The sequence below is a fragment of the Streptomyces sp. NPDC059371 genome (genome assembly GCF_042751995.1).
Classification (GTDB): Bacteria; Actinomycetota; Actinomycetes; order Streptomycetales; family Streptomycetaceae; genus Streptomyces.
Window position 1 is genome coordinate 1 of sequence record NZ_JBHYXD010000071.1, and the last position, 16,618, is coordinate 16,618.

Consider the following 16,618-nt stretch of genomic DNA (forward strand, 5'->3'; position numbering starts at 1 on the left):
AGGACACCGGGGCGTGCCGGGCGCAGACCCTCGTACTGGACGTACTTGGGTCTTCGCCCGGTGCGGCGAGTGGGGGTCCCCCCTGCTCGCAGAGCTTGGGGAAGCGTGCCAGACGCCGCCGGGCAGGCGCGACTTTGCGGACACGACCTAGGGGCGGGCGGTGGTTCAGGAGTTGTCGAGCGGCAGGCCGGGCGGGTTGACCTGGGAGGTCTCCACCGCCTCGTTCGAGAGGTTCCAGGCGGCCAGCCACTTCGCGTACTGGCCGTTCTTGATCAGGTAGTTGATCGCGTCGGCGACCGGCTTGGCGAGACCGCTGTCCTTCTTCGCGGTGGCCGCGATCAGACCCTGGATCGTCGCGCCCGCGCCGGAGAACTGGCCGGCGTTGCGGGTCGGGTGGGGGGACTTGGCGTTCTGGGTGACGTGGTAGGCGACGGCCGGGTTGGGGCCGAAGGAGGCGTCGATCTTGCCGCTGTTCAGCGCCAGGGCCGTGGCGTTGTTGTCCTGGTAGTACTTGACGGTGAGCTTCTTGCCCGCCTTGGCCAGCTTGTCCTTCCACTCCAGGAGGATCTTCTCCTGGTTGGTGCCGGCGCCCACCGCGACCGTCTGGCCGGCGAGGTTCCGGTAGTCGCCGTCGAAGTTCCACGTGCTCTTCTTCGGCACCTCGAAGGCGAGGTTGTCCTGGCGGTACGAGGCGAACTCGTACTTCTTCTTGCGCTCCTCGGTATCGGTGACGTTGGAGAAGGCGACGTCGACCTTGCCGCTGTCGACCCCGACGAACAGGTTCTCCCAGGTCGAGTTCTTCACCACCGGCTTCAGTCCGAGGACCGCGGCGACCAGCTTGCCGAGGTCGGGTTCGCTGCCGGTGAGCGTCTTCTGGTCCTGTCCGACGAAGTTCAGCGGCGGCGACCCGGCGGGCAGTGCGCCGATGCCCACCACCAACGTGCCTCTCTCCGCGACGGACTTGGGCAGTTCGGCGCTGATGGACTTCACCTCGGAGACCTTCAACGTGGCCTCCTTCGCGGCCCCGTTGGAGAGCGCGCCCACGGTCACGGTTCCGGCCGCGTCGGTCTTCGTCCGGGTGGCGGCGTCGCTGTCTCCGCCGCAGGCGGCGAGGGAGACGGCGAGGGAGGCGACGGCGGCGGTGGCGGCGACGCCGCGGAGGGCTGTGCGGTTCAGGCTGAGGGTGCGCATGGCTGTCCTTGTCGAGTGTGCGATGAGAGATGTGGGGGAACGGTCCCGGCGGGCCGCCGAATCGGGGGTCCGCCCCGAACGTGGGTCGGGGCGGCAGGGCAGGGAACACCTCGTCGAGCGGTGTCCCGCTGCGCGTCGGGTGGAAGCGGTCAGAGCACCTTGCTCAGGAACTCTCTGGTGCGCGCTTCTCGCGGATGGTCCAGCACCTGCTCGGGCGGGCCCTGTTCGACGATGCGTCCGCCGTCCATGAACACCACGCGGTCGGCGATCTCGCGGGCGAAGCCGATCTCGTGCGTGACGATGACGAGTGTGGTGCCGCTGTGGGCCAGATCCTTGATGACGGCGAGGACTTCGCCGACGAGCTCGGGGTCGAGCGCGGACGTGGGTTCGTCGAAAAGGATGACTCCGGGACGCAGGGCGAGGGCGCGGGCGATGGCCACGCGCTGCTGCTGGCCGCCGGACAACTGCCGGGGATAGGCGGTGGCCTTGTCGGCCAGGCCCACCCGGGCGAGCAGATCGCGTGCGAGTTCCTGTGCCGCGGCCTTGGACAGCCTGCCGGTCGCCACCGGAGCCGCGGCCACGTTGTCGAGCACGGTCAGGTGCGGGAAGAGGTTGAAGTTCTGGAACACGAACCCGATCCGGCTGCGCTGGGCGAGGATGGCCCGCTCGCTCAGCTCTCGCAGGCGGTCGCCGTGCCTGCGTACGCCGATGAGCTCGCCGTTCAGGCTGACATGGCCGATCTCGGGCTTCTCCAGGTGGTTGATCACCCGGAGGAGCGTGGACTTGCCGGAGCCCGACGGACCGAGGACGACCGTCACCTCGCCCGGGCGCACGGTCAACTCCACACCGTCCAGAACCTGTTGGGCTCCGTACCACTTGTGCACGTCGTGCACCTCGACGGCTGCGGGCTCCACCCGCAGCGTGTCGGCGATCTCGTCGGCCGAAACCGCGTCCGCCACCTCGGCGGCCGGAGCCGTCCGCGTCCTCACCGTCGTCAGATTCGTCTCGCCGCTCATATCGCCGTCTCCCTCCGGAACCGGGCCCGCACGTCGCGCAGACCGTTCCGCGCCTTCTGCAACGGAGTCGGCGGCAGCGTGCGCAGGGCGCCCCGCGAGTAGTGCCGCTCGACGTAGAACTGGACGACGGACACGACGCTGGTGAGGATCAGGTACCAGGCGGTGGCGACGAGGAGCAGCGGCACGATGTCGCCGGGGTAGGTGCTGCCCATGCTCTGCACGGAGCCGAAGAGATCCAGCAGCGACACGTAGAAGACCAGCGAGGTGCCCTTGATCAGGCCGATCAACTGGTTCACGTAGTTGGGGGTGATGGAACGCAGCGCCTGCGGAAAGACGATCTTCGCGAACTGGTAGCGCCTCGGCAGACCTAGGGCGGAGGCCGCCTCGTGCTGGCCCTGGTCGACGGAGAGGATGCCGCCGCGCACGACTTCGGAGGCGTAGGCCGCCTCGTTCAGGCTCAGTCCGATGACGGCGACGGCCATGTCGGTCGCCAGTCGGGACTCGTCGAAGGTGAAGAAGGCCGGCCCGAACGGCACTCCGACGCTCAACGTCTGGTACAGCGCGCTGAAGTTGTAGAGGAAGAGCAGGACCACGATCAGCGGCACCGACCGGAACAGCCAGGTGTAGACCCAGCTCACCGCCCGCAGCACCGGGCTCCGGGAGAGCCTCGCCAGGGCCAGCAGGATGCCGCCGAGCAACCCCAGGAGCGCACTGTAGAAGGCGACTTCGAGGGTGATGAGCAGGCCGTCGAGAATGGTCGGGCGCAGGAACCAGTACTGGAAGCGATCCCACTGGTAGAAGGGGTTGGTCACCAGTCCGTGGGCGATCTGGGCGACGAGCACGAGCACGACGGCCGTGACGATCCAGCGTCCGGGCCGCCGGAGCGGAAGGACCCGCTGGGCCGCCGGACGTTCTGACGCGGCGGGGACATCGTTGCAAGGGATCGCCTCGGCGGGCGGTGCTGCTCCGAAGGACACAGCGGCGCCGGGAGGTTGACTCATGGAGAACTCCAGCGGATTCGGACACCCCGGATCACGGAGCGGCGGCGCACCGCCGAGCGGGACGGCTCGGTACACGGCGATGCGCGGGCCCCTGTGGGACGAGGGCTCGACGGGGAAAGGGCGTTTCGCGACAGCGGTGGTCGCCGAGGGCTCGGTGGAACCGGTCGGCGCGAGGTCGTCGCGTGGTCGTCGAAGACCTGGCGGAACCCTCAGCTCGTGATCGCCGCAGGCTCCGAGGAACCGTCGGTTCGTGATCGCGAAGGATTCGGACGAGCCGTCAGTTCGTGATCGCCGGCGACGTGAACGCCGATGACTCGGAGGAGCCGCGCGTTCATGGTCGTCGAGGACTCGGAGAGGCTGTCAGCCTTGGCTGAGGGAGCGACAGCTGCCCGTACACAGGGCGCTGTTGACACGCAGCAGGTCCACGGCGCGGTCGGCGCAGAGCACATTGCGGCCGAGGCGCCGCCATGCGGCCGTCCCGTCAGCTCCGTGCATCGCCGTCACCATTTCTTCTCCGGCCGAAAGGCATCCTGTAATGCGCCGCAGGTTAGGCCTGTCCGGAAAACAATGTCAATGCGGGTGACCACCAGGTGAGACCGCGCTTACGGCCTTCTTGACGGCGCAACTTGGTGCATCGAGACTGGCATGGACGGTCACGATTGTCAGCGCCACGGTACGGGTACACCCCGCTCCAGTGGTCATCGGCCCCGGCCCGCTGACAGGCAACCCTTCCACCGCGACGGGGTGCCCCGGGTGACGACCGGGTCCCGCCGGCGCGGCGGGGCAAGCGTGGTCTCGCGTCTCGCGAGCCCTGAGCCAGGACCGGTGGGAATTGCCCAAGAGCGGTTTGACGAGGCGCCTGCACATCGACCTCCTGCGCGTCTCCAGCGCTTACTGATCCGCGGCCGGTCCGTTCGATCCGGACCGGCGCGACGAGCGCAGTCAATCCGCATCCCGGCCGCCGGTGCCCACAAAGCGGCGGTGGCTTCCGTCTTCCCCCAGGGAGAGTCATGCCCGAGACAGCTTCGCGCACGTCCAGCACTGCCAACTCACGCCCCTGTGACCAGTTTTCGCTCCCCTCGGCCCTTCGGCTCAAGCCGACGACGACCTCGTCCGCACTCCCCCACCGCGTCGACAGCCGCATCGGCGTCGGACTCGCCGGCGGCTTCTACCCGGCTCCGCACCGCTACGAGCTGTATCTGTCGCGGAGTTGTCCGTTCTCGCTGCGTATCGCCATCACGCTCGGACTGCTCGGACTGCGGGACTCGGTCGCCACCACACTCCTGGCGGACCCCGCGCGGACACCCGACGCCTTCGCCTCACTGCGCCGCGCCTACGAGGCCACCGAGCATCACTTCGACGGGCCGCTCACGGCGCCCGCCCTGTGCGACCGGTGGAGCGGACGCATCGTCAGCAACCACCCGCCCGCCATCCTCCGCGATCTCGCCGGGCTGCTCTCCGGTCACACCACGACGTGCCCTTCGACGCTCCGTCCTCCGTCCCTGACCGCCGACATCGAAGCCCTCCGCGATCTGCTGGACCGCGATGTCACCCCGTCCGCCGCGCCTTCGGAACTCGCGGCGGCCCTGGATCTGCTGGACTGCCAACTCGCAGGGCGCACCTACGTGTTGGGCGACTCCCTCACGGCGGCGGACGTGGACGCATGGACGGCGCTCACCGGTCTCGGCCGGTCCCGCGCCCTCGGTTCGCGCCCCCGGCTCCTGGAATACGTACGCCGCCTCGGTGATCACCCGGCCTTCCGGCACGCGCACGACGTGGTGCCGCTCGCGACGGAGGTCTGACGCTTCCGGCGGAAGCGTGCGTGCCGGGCAGGTGGGTGGTTCCTCGCGCGAACGGCAAGCGCCGTACCGCGGCCACCGGCCCGGCGCCCGGACCGTCACCCGCGCGGACCGGTCACCCGCACGGACCGGTGCCTGCCTCGTTCGGACTGGTCACCCGCACGGACCTGTGCCTCGCGCGGACCGGCTCACCCGCGCGGACCGGTCACTCGCCCGGCCCGGTCACTCGCGCGGAACCAGCAGGATGCTGACACCGTTCACTGTGGAGGTCCACCGCCGGCCCTGCTCCAGGACCTCGCGCCCCGGACCCAGAATCCGCTCCTGGAGCACCAGCGCCGACTCGCGGAGTTCCTCCCACGGCTCGGTCGTCTCGAAGACACGCCGGGACCGCTCCACGGAGCCGACCAGAGAGCGGCAGGCCGCTTCCACGTCGGGGACGTTCTGGCCGGCCGATCCGACGCCCTCGAGCGACCACGTCATCCACAGGTGGCCCATGCCATCACTCTGTCCCATCCCCGGAAACGACGCATGCCCGGCGCGCGGAGCTTGCGCCGAGCGGGTCCACCGCTCCGCCCCCGTTCACGCCCGGTCCCACGGCGTTCACCGCACCCCCTGACCGCAGGGTGCACCAGCCCGTTCCACGACCGCACCCGAACCGGCCGTCACCGGCATCGCCCCCAGCCCTTGTAACGCTTACCGCACCCCCGCCCAAGAACAGGTCGGCGGGCCGTGAGACGCCGACCCGCACGTAGGCAATCCGGGCGAAAGTGAGCAATCCTGGCGAAAGCCGCCTCATCAGGGCGTGCCTCAAAGGACCCGGTCCAGGCAGGCGTCTCCATGAAACCCGCACCTCCTGTTGTCCGGCCGCATCCGCAGCGGCCTTCACCGGTGTCACGTCCACCCGCGTCCGGTGGATCCGCCGGGTCCCCGCGGCTGGGCCGGCTGGACGCACTGCGGGGGATCGCCGCGCTGCTCGTGGCGGTCGACCATTCCTCGTACTCCTTCATGGCGGAGTTCCGGGAGCAGGTGATGCCCCAGATCGACATCGGCCGGTACGGCGTCATGCTGTTCTTCCTGGTGAGCGGTTACGTCATTCCGGCCTCACTCGAGCGGCGGGGCTGCGTCAGGAGCTTCTGGATCGGGCGGGCCCACCGGATCTACCCGCTGTGGGCCGTGGTGGTGGGCTCGGCCCTGGCGCTGAACCTGGTCGGCGTCGCGCATCTCGGCACGCGCTTCGAGGGGCGGAATCCCTTCACGGTCGCCGTCGCGCACACCACCCTGCTGCAGGAACTGCTGGGGACGCCGAGCGTCGTCCTCGTCCTGTGGACGCTGTCGTACGAGCTGGCGTTCTATCTGCTGGTCGTCGCCCTGTTCACGGTCCGGCTCCACCGGCGCTCGGCGGGCGTCTCGGTGGTTCTGGGAGCGCTGGCCGCCGTGAGCGCGACCGTGGCGTTCGTGCCACCGGCGTCCGCGCTGTCCTCCGCGGTCGGCGCAGGACCGCTCGTCGCGCTCGCCTCCACGGCGCTCGTGACCGCCGTTCTCTGCGGGAGTTCCGGAAGGTCCCGGCTGCGGGTGCCGGGGGCCGTGGCGGGGGGCGTGCTCGCGCTGGTGCTGGTCTCCTTCAACGGCACCGTTCCGCTCTGGGAAGGCCTCGTGATCCTGGCCGTGATGTTCCTCGGCACCGCCGTCCAGCGTGCGGAGAGCGGGCAGAGCACCTGGCGGCGCGCGACCCGCAACGCCGCCGTGGTGGTGATCTGCGCCGTGGGGAGCGCGTACGCGTACGGCGACACCGCTCCGTTCGCGCGGCGCGGCTGGATCACGGCCTTCCTGCTGGCCGTACTCACCTTCGGCGCGGCCCTGGCGCTGCGCCGCCGGAGGATTCCCCGCGGGCTGACCTGGCTGGGGACGGTCAGCTACTCGGTGTACCTGGTGCATCCGGTCCTGCTGGCGGTGAGCGACAGCGTGATCGGCCGGTCCCGGCACGACAGCCTCGTACTCGAAGCGGTGTTCTTCGCCGTGCTGCTGCCGCTGTGCGCGCTGACCCATCGCTTCGTCGAGGTGCCGGGTCAGGCCCGGGGCCGGGATCGGATCCACCGCGTCAGCCAGAGAGCGGGCGGCAACCTTTTCGCTTCCGGCGGCCACTGAGGGGCAGACCACCGGATCGATCCTCCGAACGGATGCGCATGAAGGAAACGAGGCAGGCCGCGCGACGACGCGGACGTCGGCCGGCGCTGCGGGCCGTCACCCCGATCGCCCTGGTCGCGGTCGGTGCCCTGGTCTGTCTGGTCGTGGCGTTCCGGCCCGGCCATCAGGCCGTCACGGGAGGCAGCGCGGGCTCGGCGGTCGCCGGTTCCCGGGGAACCGCGACGCCCGGCCGGGAATCGGCCGGGCCGACGTCCCCCTCGGCGACCCGGTCGCACAGCCCTGCCGCCTCCCCGACCGCGACGGCCCGCCCCTCCACCGCGTCGGCGCGGCCATCGGCCTCGAACACCTCCCGCACCACGACGACGACCGCTTCGCTGTCGGGACGGATCCGTCCAGGTGTCGGCTACCGGGGTGTGGCGACCATGTACGACGCCGGGAGCGGCGACGGCGCCTGCTCCTACGGTCCGACCGACGACGTCATGACCGCGGCGATGAACCACACCGACTACGAGACGTCCAAGGCGTGCGGGGCCTACGTACAGGTGCGTGCCGGCAGCGGCGCGACCGTCACGGTCCGGATCACCAACGAATGCCCGACGGGCTGCGCCCCCGGCCAGCTCGACCTCAGCGCCCAGGCGTTCGCCCGGCTCGTGAACCCGGTGGCCGGCCGGATCCCGATCACGTGGAAACTGCTCAGCCCCGGCGACTCCGGCACGGTCGCCCTCCGCTACAAGACAGGGTCCAGCCGCTACTGGTGCGCGCTCCAGGTGATCGGTCACCGGAATCCGGTGGCCCGGCTCGAACTCGGCTCCGGCGGCGCATGGCGGCCTCTTCCCCGCACCGCCTACAACTACTTCCTCGCCGAGAACGGCGGCGGCTGCGGTGGCGCGATCCGGATCACCGACATCTACGGTGAACGCCTGACCGTCGACGGCATCGCGCTGCGACCCGACGCCGTACAGACGACCCGGCTCCAGTTCGCGCGCCACTGACCCGTCCCGTCGTCCCATCCCGTTCCGTTGCGTTCCCGGGAGTGCGCCCCGTCGCACGCCGGGGCGCGACCGGGGCGCGCCCAAGGCGACGGCTCCCTCTCCGGAACGGTCCTCTCCTGCCGGGACCGGCTACTCCGCGCTCCTGCCGCAGGCCACACCCGCGGCGGGCGGCCCCGGCGGGGAGGGAACGGTGGCAGAGCCACCACCCGCGACCACCGAGGTGGCCGGCTCGGCGGGTGCCGGTTTGCGGAGCAGCAGCAGGGCCGCGTCGTCGTGCAGCCTGCCGCCCACATGGGCCTGGAGCTCGGCGTCGAGCGCGGCGAGTGTGGAGGCCGGCTCGTCGGACACGTGCCGGGCCAGTCCCTCGGCGAGAGGGTAGAACTCCCGGCCGTGGTCACGGGCCTCGGTGACCCCGTCCGTGTACAGCAGGAGCTGGTCGCCGTCCGCCAGGGGCAGCACCTGGAGGCTCGGGGTCTCCCCCGTCAGGGCCCGCAGCCCGAGCGGCGGAGCGGGGTTCACGGGGTCGAACGACACGACGCTCCCGGACGCCCGGACGTGCAGCGGAGGCGCGTGTCCGCAGTTGACGACCTCCAGCCGGCCCGGCTCCGGGTATCCGGCGACCACGGCGGTCACGAAGTCGTCGTAGCCCAGGTTGCGCGCCAGACTCCGTTCGATCCGGGCCACGACGGTGAGGAGGTCGGGCTCGTCGTAGGCGGCCTCGCGGAAGACTCCGAGCACGAGCGCGGCGGTGCCCACGGCCGGCAGACCCTTGCCCCGGACATCGCCGATGATCATGCGGACTCCGTACGGCGTCGGCACCAGCGCGTAGAGATCCCCGCCGATCCGGGCCTCGGCCGCGGCGGCACTGTAGCGGACGGCCACCTGGAAGGGGCCGACACTCGACGGTATGGGAGCGAGCAGCGCGTGCTGGGCGGCCTCCGCGACGGAGCGGACGGCCGCGAGGACCCGTTCCCGGCGCCAGCGCAGCGCGCTGGCCAGGGCGCTGGCCCCGGTGACGGCCGCCAGGGCGGACAGGACGGCGAGGAGCTCGGCACCCGGAACACCGTCCCGGGTGCCGAGCAGCGCGCTCAGCACCGCGGCCAGGAACCCGACGCACAGAACTCCGAGCGGCCGGCTGGTGGTGGCCGCCAGCGCGGGTCCGGCGGCCAGCAGCGGCAGCCAGATCACCCCCGCTCCACCGGCCAGGTCGATGAGCACGATGGCTCCGACGACCAGTAAGGGCAGCACCGGTGTGCCGAAGGCGAGGTGGGCGGCGCGCTTGCGGGCCGCCGCTCCGGAACCTACGCCCCGGTTCCAGAACGTCCGTTTCGGCCAGTGCTCGCTACCGTGCTCTCGGGCCTGACTCATGCTCGTCCGCAGTCCTCACCTGGGTTCATCCCTGAAATGTCCGGTTGGTCTAGGAAAGACGTTCGAGACCTGAACCACAAGCACGGGGATTTCAAATAGTGAGCGACAGGCTCCTGGTCACCCGGTTCGCGGTCGGGATCAGCCGCGTGAGGACCTCGTCGAGCCGGGACAGCCGCTCGGCGGGGAGCGAGACACCCAGCGAGCCCAACGTGCCCCCGCTGTACACGGGTACGGCGACACAGACCGTGCCGAGAGCGTACTCCTCCAGGTCCGTGACGGCCGGGGCCACCGGCGACGAGGCCAGCCGGCGCAGCAGTTCCCGCCGACTGGTGATGGTCCGAGGAGTGAGATCGGGGAGGGCGTGCCGGGCGAGGTAGTCGTTGCGGGACTCCTCGTCCATCTCACGCAGGACGGACTTCCCCAGCGCGGTGGCGTGTCCGGCGTCCTCGAATCCGACCCACAGGTCGACCCGGGGCGCCCGTGGCCCGTCGACGATCTCGGCGACCCGGATCTCGCCGTCCTCGTAGAAGGTGAGATAGGCGGCCGAGGCGAGTTCGTCACGCAGAGCGGCCAGCGCGGGACGCACCCGGCTGAGCAGCGCCTGTCCGCGGCCCTGGGTGCGCAGCGTCTGCATCTTGTCGCCGAGGATGAATCCGCCGTCGTCGAGTTTGCGGATGTAACCGTCGTGGACGAGGGTCCGGAGCAGGTGGTAGGCGGTGGCGAGGGGCAGCTCGGTCTCACGTGCGAGCTGTTTGGCGGGCGCGCCGTTCTCGTGCGCGCTCACCGCCTCCAGAAGGCGGAAGGCCCGTTGGACGGAGGTGATGAGCGTGGGTCCGTCGCGAGCTCCCATGCCCCCAGCGTGCGCCGAGGCCACGAGACAGGCAAGGCGTCACCGGACACCCGCCCGATCCGGCCCCGCCGCGTGACGGACGCGACGCGACCGGTCACGCCCGGCTACGACGCCACCCGAGACGTCGGAGCCCGCCGGGACGCTGATCCCGGACGCCGCGCCCGGGGTGTCGCAGCCCAGCGGAACAGAACTCGCGCGAGGCACCGCGAGGCACCGCTAGGCACGCGGACTACCGCACTCGCCGACACCGATCCACGGCGAGGTGCCCGACATACCGCGTCGACCGACACCGGCCCCTGGCGAGGCACGCGGGGCATCGGAGCCCAGCGAGACGCCGACGCCAGGCGAGGCACCCGGGGCGTCGGAGCCCCGCGGGACGCCGACCGCGGGATGCCGACCCCGGGCGGAGAGCCCTGAGGCGCCCCGCCCGAGACCGGCGGGCTCAGGAGCCGTCGGGCTCGCGTCGGGTGAACCCGGTGCCGCCGAAGCGGCCGAGGAGACCGGCGAGCCGCGCCGTCTCCTCCTTGGTCCACGCCGGCTCGGCGAAGACCTCCTCGGCGACCTGTTCGGCGGTCACGAGCATCTCCGCCAGGCGTTCCCGGCCGGTCTCGGTCAGGGCCGCGTAGGCCACCCGCGCGTCACGGGCGTCCGGGTCCCGTCTGACCAGGCCGATCCGCTCCAGCGGTACGAGTCCGCGGGTGACACCGGAGGCGGTCAGCCCCAGCGCTTCCGCCAGGTCGACCCGGCGCATACGGTCGCCCGGGGCCTCGGACAGGCGCAGGAGCATCGTGAAGTCGGCCAGGCTCACCCCGTGCAGTCCGCCGAGACTCGCGTCGAACCGCTTCACCAGGGCGGCCTGCGCCCGCACCAGACGCAGTACCGCGTCCAACCCTCCACTCATTGACGTCTCCTTGATTTCTCTTTGATGTCTCTTTGACTACTCAAGCATCTGTGAAGCATAAGTCCCCCTTGGCCTTCAAGGGATCAGGGGGTGTTCTGGGCGATGGCCCGCCGCTGTCGTTTGCCGAGGGGCGCCTGGGAGAGATCCTCGGATTGGGACTTGAGCCGCTTGAAGCCGTAGCCGCGCTCGGTGAGCCAGGCCGTCGCGGCGGCCTCGGCCCGTTCGACGGCCTCCAGGATGTCCTCCTCCGCCTCTCCCGAGTCCAGGTAGCGGAAGGTGAAGGCCGGCCGGGCGGCCACGTCGTAGCTGAGGTGCCCTTCGGGGGTGAAGGCCGCCCGCAGAACGTCGTGTTCCGGGGCGTGTGCCATAAGTTCGGCACGCTGGTCGGCGCTGAGTCCGTCGAAGACACCGCGAACGGTGATACGGAAGGTGCGTGTGGTCATCGGACGAACGTAACCAACGGGATCGGCCCCGCTCCACCGCGTTTCCGGCGAGCTCACCGTCGGCGCCCACCAGGGGCAACGCGCACAGCGGGCGAGCCGGATGCGGGGAGCCCACGAACCGGATCACGGCCGGGGGCGGGGCGGACCGGGGCGGGGACGGACCGGGGCGGGGGTGCCCGCACCCGGTCCGCACGCCGCGACCGGGGCGCTCAGTGGCCGTGGTGCCGGCAGTCCCAGTGAGCCTTGACCCACACCTTGTCCCAGTGACCGGGAACGTAGACCCACTTCTTCACCCAGCCGTCGTGGTGGTGACCGTGGTGCCAGGAGTCCTGGTGGACCCACTTCTTGACCCAGTGTCCGGGCACCCACTTCTTCTCCCAGTGGCCCTTCTTCCACTCGCAGCGGTCGTGGTGACCGTGATGGTCGGGGGCCGTCACCGACGGTGTGGGCGACGGCGCCGGGCTCGCTGCGGCGGCACCGGACGTTCCCAGGGCGGCCCCTCCGGCCAGCAGCGCCGTCGCGGCCGCACCGGCGAGCAGCCGCCGGGGGCTGATGCGTGTGGTCATCGGACTCACCTCCCTCGCAATGTGATGGACGTGCGCAACGTGGCCCGGCGTCCGTGAAGTTCGCGCGGAAGCTGACGGTACGTTTCCAGGTCCTCGATGCGCGGGACATAGGGTATTCGGAGCGACAAAAGGTACGTATGAGGATAGACCTAGGTGGGTTTTTGGTACGAGTTTTCGAGAGGGGGCGGCCGCGGCCCGCCGCCGGGAACGCGCGGGGCCCCCGGCTCATCCAAGGGCCGGGTGGCCACGAATACACGGTGACGAGGCCCCTCCCCCGTCGTGGGACCGGTCGCCGACCGCACCGGTCCCGCGCCTGCCGAACACGACGGACGGGCCGGGCGAGAAGGAAGCAATGGACGGATTCTGTGAGCGATGCCAAGACCGGCCGGGACGGACAGGATTCGCGACGGCACCCTTCGGAGGAGGCGTGGCTGGACGCACGGCTCGAACGCTCCGCGCAGGGTGACCAGGACGCGTTCGCCGATGTGTACGACACCCTCGCGCGGCCGGTCAAAGGCCTGATCTGCCGCGTACTGCGGGACGAGGCCCAGGCCGAGGAGGTGGCACAGGACGTCATGGTGGAGATCTGGCGGACCGCGGACCGCTACCGCCCCGAACTCGGTACCGCCCGGGGATGGGTCCTGACCCTCGCGCACCGGCGGGCCGTCGACCGGGTCCGGCACGTCCAGGCCAGTACGGAACGGGAGCGGCGCAGCGCCCTGCTCGCGGAGGACCGCCCGTTCGACGAGGTGGCCGAGGCCGTGGAGCGGCACGAGGAGCACGACCGCGTGCACCGCTGCCTCGCCGACCTGGAACGTCACCAGCGCGTACCACTGGTGCTCGCCTACTACGAGGGCATGACCTATCTGGAGGTGGCCGCCTGTCTGGCCACTCCGGCGGGCACCGTGAAGTCCAGGATGCGCTCCGGGCTGCGGCTGCTGCGCAGATGTCTGGAGGCCGGCCGATGACGGCCGCCGACGACCCGCATCAGCTCGTCGGGGCGTACGTCCTGCACGCCCTGCCGGCGGCCGAGGAGGCCTCCTTCGAGAACCATCTCGCCGGCTGCGCCGCGTGCCGGGACGAGGTGGCGGAGCTGTCCGAGGTCACCCTGCGGCTCGCCTCGGCCCAGGACGCGACCCCGTCCCCCGAACTGCGCCGGAACGTCCTCGAACAGATCGCCCACACCCGCCAGGAGCGTCTGCCCCGCGCCCTTCCCGTTCACCGGCGGGCCCTGCGGATGGCGCTGGCCGCGTGCCTGGCTCTCGCGGCCGCGCTCGGCGGGATCGCCGTCTGGCAGCACACCCAGGCCGAGGACGCACAGGCCGAAGTCGCCGCCAGGAAGGCACAGGCGTCCGTCCTCTCCGACCTCCTGACCGCCCGGGACGTGAAGATCAGCACGCAGAAGCTGGACAACGGGGCCGCCATCAGCGTCGCCGCCTCCCGTTCCCAGGGCCGGGCGGCCTTCATCGCCTCGGACCTGCCCCGCCTCGGAAACGACCAGGTCTACGAACTCTGGTACGCCGCCGACTCCGGCGCCCTCCGCCCGGCGGGCCTGCTCACGGGCTCCGGCGGCGGGCAGGCCCGACTGCTCCACGGCCCCCTGCACGACGTCAGCGCCGTGGGCATCACCGCCGAACCGGCGGGTGGATCACGGCAGCCCACGAGTGAGCCGCTCGGCATCGTCACGGTGCCTGCCTGAGGGCCCCGAGCGAGCCCACGTCGAAGACCGCGGGCACCCATCGCCGGGAACCGCATCAAAGTTGCGGATTACATGATTTGACGCCTCAAAACAGGATAGTTAACTTTTGATGCAATTCATTCTTGATCATCCTATGCTGATGTGAGGGAGGGCTCGGGCGGCGGTCAACAGCCGGTCCTGGACCGGCGGGAAGCGGGCTTCCATGGCTGAGCGGTTCAAAAACTCGGGGCTGATCGGCGAGTTGTCCGGTGAGTTCCTCGGCACGATGATTCTCATCCTGTTCGGGTGCGGCGTGGTGGCCCAAGTGGTCGCCGGCGGAGCACTCACGACGCCGCCGGGCGGTCTCGGCAACCACGACAGCATCGCGTGGGCCTGGGGCATCGGCGTCACCATGGGCATCTACGTCGCGGCACGGCTGAGCGGCGCCCACCTCAACCCCGCGGTCACCGTCGCGCTGGCCACGTTCAAGGATTTCCCGTGGCGCAAGGTGGCCCCCTACGTGATGGCCCAGATCGTCGGCGCCTTCGTGGCGGCGCTGATCGTGCGCTGGAACTACACGGAGGCCCTGGCGAAGGTCGACCCCGGCCACACCATCAAGACCCAGGGCGTGTTCTCGACACTGCCTGCCAACGGCAACCCGAACCTGCCCGTCCACGAATGGGGCGCGTTCCGCGACCAGATCATCGGCACGGCCATACTGCTCCTGGTGATCTTCGCGGTCACCGACCTGCTCAACACCCCGCCCGGCGCGAACCTCGGCCCGTTCATCATCGGTCTGCTCGTCGTGGGCATCGGCATGGCATGGGGCACCCTCGCCGGCTACGCGATCAACCCGGCACGCGACTTCGGACCGCGTCTGGCCAGTTTCCTCACGGGATACGGAGGGGCCTGGCGAGATCAGTACGGCAACTTCTACTTCTGGGTGCCGATCATCGGTCCGCTGATCGGCGGCGTGCTCGGCGCCGCCGTCTACAAGCTCTTCATCGGCCGGTTCCTGCCGATGGCGGAGCCCGAGCCGCCGGGACAGATCCCGGCCCCCCAGGACTGACACCCGCAACAGAGGCGGCGACCCATGGCTGACTTCGTGGGCGCGGTGGACCAGGGAACCACCAGCACCCGATTCATGATCTTCGACCACGCGGGCAACGAGGTGGCGAAGCACCAACTGGAACACGCCCAGATCCTTCCGCGCTCCGGATGGGTCGAGCACGACCCGGTGGAGATCTGGGAACGCACCAACTCGGTGATCCAGAACGCGTTGCGGCACAAGAACCTGAGCGCCGAGGACCTGGCGGCGATCGGCATCACCAACCAGCGGGAGACCACGGTCGTGTGGGACCCGCGCAACGGCCGTCCGTACTACAACGCCATCGTCTGGCAGGACACCCGGACCGATTCCATCGCCGCGGCCCTGGAGCGTTCCGGCCGGGGCGACGTCATCCGCCGCAAGGCGGGGCTGCCGCCGGCGACCTACTTCTCCGGCGGCAAGATCCAGTGGATCCTGGAGAACGTCGACGGGGTCCGCGAGGCGGCGGAGCAAGGGCACGCCCTGTTCGGCAACACCGACGCCTGGGTCCTGTGGAACCTGACCGGCGGCCCGGACGGCGGCGTCCACGCCACCGACGTGACCAACGCCAGCCGCACCATGCTCATGGACCTCGAGACCCTCGACTGGGACGACGAACTGCTGGGCTTCTTCGGGGTACCGAGGGCCATGCTGCCCAGCATCAACCCCTCGTCCGACCGCGAGGCGTACGGCACGGCACGCACCTCCAGGCCACTGCGCGCCGCCATCCCCATCACCGGGGTGCTCGGCGACCAGCAGGCGGCCACCGTCGGGCAGGTCTGCTACGCGCCCGGCGAGGCCAAGAACACGTACGGCACCGGCAACTTCCTGGTCCTCAACACCGGTACGGAGCTGGTCCGTTCGCGGCACGGCCTGCTGACCACCGTGGCCTACCGATTCGGCGGCGAACCCGCCGTCTACGCGCTGGAGGGCTCCATCGCGGTCACCGGGTCCGCGGTGCAGTGGCTCCGAGACCAGATGAAGATCATCAAGGACGCGGCCGAGAGCGAGACACTGGCCCGCACGGTGGAGGACAACGGCGGGATGTACTTCGTCCCGGCGTTCTCCGGCCTGTTCGCCCCGTACTGGCGTTCCGACGCCCGCGGCGCGATCGTCGGACTCGCCCGGTACAACAGCAACGCCCACCTGGCCCGGGCGACGCTGGAGGCGATCTGCTACCAGAGCCGCGATGTCGTCGAGGCGATGGAGCAGGACTCCGGAGTCCATCTCGACGTCCTCAAGGTCGACGGCGGTGTGACCGCCAACGACCTGTGCATGCAGATCCAGGCCGATGTCCTCGGCGTACCCGTCAGCCGTCCCGTCGTCGCCGAGACCACCGCGCTCGGCGCCTCGTACGCGGCCGGTCTGGCCACCGGTTTCTGGCGGGACACCGACGAACTGCGCACCCACTGGCAGGAGTCCAGGCGCTGGGAACCCCAGTGGTCGGAGGACCGGCGGCAACAGGGGTACGCGGACTGGAAGAGGGCGGTGGAGCGCACGCTGGACTGGGCGAAGGTGGAATAGCCGGGGGCGCCGGTCGTCCCGGTGACCGACGGTGCCGCGTTCGGCTCCCGACCCGTA

Annotated in this window: 17 protein-coding genes and 1 riboswitch; of the genes, 8 read left to right on the plus strand and 9 right to left on the minus strand. The window is 70.5% G+C overall.

What is annotated here, in order from left to right; all coding sequences use genetic code 11:
- Positions 1-165 precede the first annotated feature (165 nt).
- From ACFXGX_RS30370 to ACFXGX_RS30380, 3 genes are all read right to left on the minus strand, one after another.
- Complete coding sequence (locus ACFXGX_RS30370) at positions 166-1,191, minus strand: ABC transporter substrate-binding protein (RefSeq protein ID WP_384797218.1); 1,026 nt, start codon at positions 1,189-1,191, stop codon at positions 166-168.
- Positions 1,192-1,340: 149 nt separating this feature from the next.
- Positions 1,341-2,105, minus strand: coding sequence for an amino acid ABC transporter ATP-binding protein (locus ACFXGX_RS30375; RefSeq protein WP_384797330.1), 765 nt, complete (start codon positions 2,103-2,105; stop codon positions 1,341-1,343).
- A gap of 98 nt (positions 2,106-2,203) precedes the next feature.
- The gene (locus tag ACFXGX_RS30380; protein ID WP_384797221.1) at positions 2,204-3,208 is read right to left on the minus strand and encodes an amino acid ABC transporter permease; all 1,005 of its coding nucleotides are present in this window, start codon (positions 3,206-3,208) and stop codon (positions 2,204-2,206) included.
- A gap of 651 nt (positions 3,209-3,859) precedes the next feature.
- A riboswitch (SAM riboswitch) is annotated at positions 3,860-4,004 on the plus strand.
- 36 nt (positions 4,005-4,040) lie between these two features.
- On the opposite strand from ACFXGX_RS30380, the gene ACFXGX_RS30385 reads away from it, so the two are divergent.
- Both ACFXGX_RS30385 and ACFXGX_RS30390 read left to right on the plus strand, forming a co-directional pair.
- A complete protein-coding gene (locus tag ACFXGX_RS30385; RefSeq protein ID WP_355773383.1) occupies positions 4,041-4,106 on the plus strand; it encodes a putative leader peptide in 66 nt (21 codons plus the stop codon).
- Positions 4,107-4,218: 112 nt separating this feature from the next.
- A complete protein-coding gene (locus tag ACFXGX_RS30390; protein WP_384797224.1) occupies positions 4,219-5,010 on the plus strand; it encodes a glutathione S-transferase C-terminal domain-containing protein in 792 nt (263 codons plus the stop codon).
- Positions 5,011-5,229: 219 nt separating this feature from the next.
- On the opposite strand, the gene ACFXGX_RS30395 is transcribed toward ACFXGX_RS30390, so the two are convergent.
- A complete protein-coding gene (locus ACFXGX_RS30395; RefSeq protein WP_384797227.1) occupies positions 5,230-5,520 on the minus strand; it encodes a hypothetical protein in 291 nt (96 codons plus the stop codon).
- Positions 5,521-5,895: 375 nt separating this feature from the next.
- On the opposite strand from ACFXGX_RS30395, the gene ACFXGX_RS30400 reads away from it, so the two are divergent.
- Both ACFXGX_RS30400 and ACFXGX_RS30405 read left to right on the plus strand, forming a co-directional pair.
- The gene (locus tag ACFXGX_RS30400) at positions 5,896-7,152 is read left to right on the plus strand and encodes an acyltransferase family protein (protein ID WP_384797230.1); all 1,257 of its coding nucleotides are present in this window, start codon (positions 5,896-5,898) and stop codon (positions 7,150-7,152) included.
- A 38-nt stretch (positions 7,153-7,190) separates the two neighbouring features.
- Entirely contained in the window at positions 7,191-8,144 is a 954-nt protein-coding gene (locus ACFXGX_RS30405; protein WP_384797233.1) for an expansin EXLX1 family cellulose-binding protein, read from the plus strand.
- A gap of 129 nt (positions 8,145-8,273) precedes the next feature.
- Here ACFXGX_RS30405 and ACFXGX_RS30410 read toward each other — a convergent pair whose 3' ends face one another.
- The 5 genes from ACFXGX_RS30410 to ACFXGX_RS30430 form a co-directional block, all read right to left on the minus strand.
- Positions 8,274-9,512, minus strand: a complete 1,239-nt coding sequence (locus ACFXGX_RS30410) for a PP2C family protein-serine/threonine phosphatase (RefSeq protein ID WP_384797236.1) — start codon at positions 9,510-9,512, stop codon at positions 8,274-8,276.
- A gap of 91 nt (positions 9,513-9,603) precedes the next feature.
- Positions 9,604-10,362, minus strand: coding sequence for an IclR family transcriptional regulator (locus tag ACFXGX_RS30415; protein WP_384797239.1), 759 nt, complete (start codon positions 10,360-10,362; stop codon positions 9,604-9,606).
- Positions 10,363-10,804: 442 nt separating this feature from the next.
- Positions 10,805-11,263 carry a MarR family winged helix-turn-helix transcriptional regulator gene (locus tag ACFXGX_RS30420; protein ID WP_384797242.1) on the minus strand — a complete coding sequence of 153 codons (459 nt, stop codon included), beginning with the start codon at positions 11,261-11,263 and terminating at the stop codon, positions 10,805-10,807.
- 83 nt (positions 11,264-11,346) lie between these two features.
- On the minus strand, positions 11,347-11,706 hold the full coding sequence (locus tag ACFXGX_RS30425; RefSeq protein ID WP_384797245.1) for a DUF6204 family protein: 360 nt from the start codon (positions 11,704-11,706) through the stop codon (positions 11,347-11,349).
- 209 nt (positions 11,707-11,915) lie between these two features.
- On the minus strand, positions 11,916-12,272 hold the full coding sequence (locus ACFXGX_RS30430; RefSeq protein ID WP_384797247.1) for a hypothetical protein: 357 nt from the start codon (positions 12,270-12,272) through the stop codon (positions 11,916-11,918).
- A gap of 365 nt (positions 12,273-12,637) precedes the next feature.
- On the opposite strand from ACFXGX_RS30430, the gene sigK reads away from it, so the two are divergent.
- From sigK to glpK, 4 genes are all read left to right on the plus strand, one after another.
- Positions 12,638-13,240, plus strand: a complete 603-nt coding sequence (gene sigK / locus ACFXGX_RS30435) for an ECF RNA polymerase sigma factor SigK (RefSeq protein ID WP_384797250.1) — start codon at positions 12,638-12,640, stop codon at positions 13,238-13,240.
- Complete coding sequence (locus ACFXGX_RS30440; RefSeq protein ID WP_384797253.1) at positions 13,237-13,971, plus strand: anti-sigma factor domain-containing protein; 735 nt, start codon at positions 13,237-13,239, stop codon at positions 13,969-13,971. Before sigK ends, ACFXGX_RS30440 begins: the two co-directional genes overlap by 4 nt.
- 202 nt (positions 13,972-14,173) lie before the next feature.
- The gene (locus tag ACFXGX_RS30445; RefSeq protein ID WP_384797256.1) at positions 14,174-15,019 is read left to right on the plus strand and encodes an MIP/aquaporin family protein; all 846 of its coding nucleotides are present in this window, start codon (positions 14,174-14,176) and stop codon (positions 15,017-15,019) included.
- A gap of 24 nt (positions 15,020-15,043) precedes the next feature.
- Complete coding sequence (glpK, locus tag ACFXGX_RS30450; protein ID WP_384797259.1) at positions 15,044-16,561, plus strand: glycerol kinase GlpK; 1,518 nt, start codon at positions 15,044-15,046, stop codon at positions 16,559-16,561.
- Positions 16,562-16,618 lie beyond the last annotated feature (57 nt).

What these genes read in the sequence shown, in the direction of transcription:
- ACFXGX_RS30395 (WP_384797227.1), bottom strand. Translation starts at nt 5,520, where the DNA reads ATGGGACAGAGTGATGGCATGGGCCACCTGTGGATGACGTGGTCGCTC.
- ACFXGX_RS30420 (WP_384797242.1), bottom strand. Translation starts at nt 11,263, where the DNA reads ATGAGTGGAGGGTTGGACGCGGTACTGCGTCTGGTGCGGGCGCAGGCC.
- ACFXGX_RS30390 (WP_384797224.1), top strand. Translation starts at nt 4,219, where the DNA reads ATGCCCGAGACAGCTTCGCGCACGTCCAGCACTGCCAACTCACGCCCC.
- ACFXGX_RS30410 (WP_384797236.1), bottom strand. Translation starts at nt 9,512, where the DNA reads ATGAGTCAGGCCCGAGAGCACGGTAGCGAGCACTGGCCGAAACGGACG.
- ACFXGX_RS30405 (WP_384797233.1), top strand. Translation starts at nt 7,191, where the DNA reads ATGAAGGAAACGAGGCAGGCCGCGCGACGACGCGGACGTCGGCCGGCG.
- ACFXGX_RS30415 (WP_384797239.1), bottom strand. Translation starts at nt 10,362, where the DNA reads ATGGGAGCTCGCGACGGACCCACGCTCATCACCTCCGTCCAACGGGCC.
- ACFXGX_RS30370 (WP_384797218.1), bottom strand. Translation starts at nt 1,191, where the DNA reads ATGCGCACCCTCAGCCTGAACCGCACAGCCCTCCGCGGCGTCGCCGCC.
- ACFXGX_RS30445 (WP_384797256.1), top strand. Translation starts at nt 14,174, where the DNA reads ATGGCTGAGCGGTTCAAAAACTCGGGGCTGATCGGCGAGTTGTCCGGT.
- ACFXGX_RS30380 (WP_384797221.1), bottom strand. Translation starts at nt 3,208, where the DNA reads ATGAGTCAACCTCCCGGCGCCGCTGTGTCCTTCGGAGCAGCACCGCCC.
- ACFXGX_RS30430 (WP_384797247.1), bottom strand. Translation starts at nt 12,272, where the DNA reads ATGACCACACGCATCAGCCCCCGGCGGCTGCTCGCCGGTGCGGCCGCG.
- ACFXGX_RS30440 (WP_384797253.1), top strand. Translation starts at nt 13,237, where the DNA reads ATGACGGCCGCCGACGACCCGCATCAGCTCGTCGGGGCGTACGTCCTG.
- ACFXGX_RS30425 (WP_384797245.1), bottom strand. Translation starts at nt 11,706, where the DNA reads ATGACCACACGCACCTTCCGTATCACCGTTCGCGGTGTCTTCGACGGA.
- glpK (WP_384797259.1), top strand. Translation starts at nt 15,044, where the DNA reads ATGGCTGACTTCGTGGGCGCGGTGGACCAGGGAACCACCAGCACCCGA.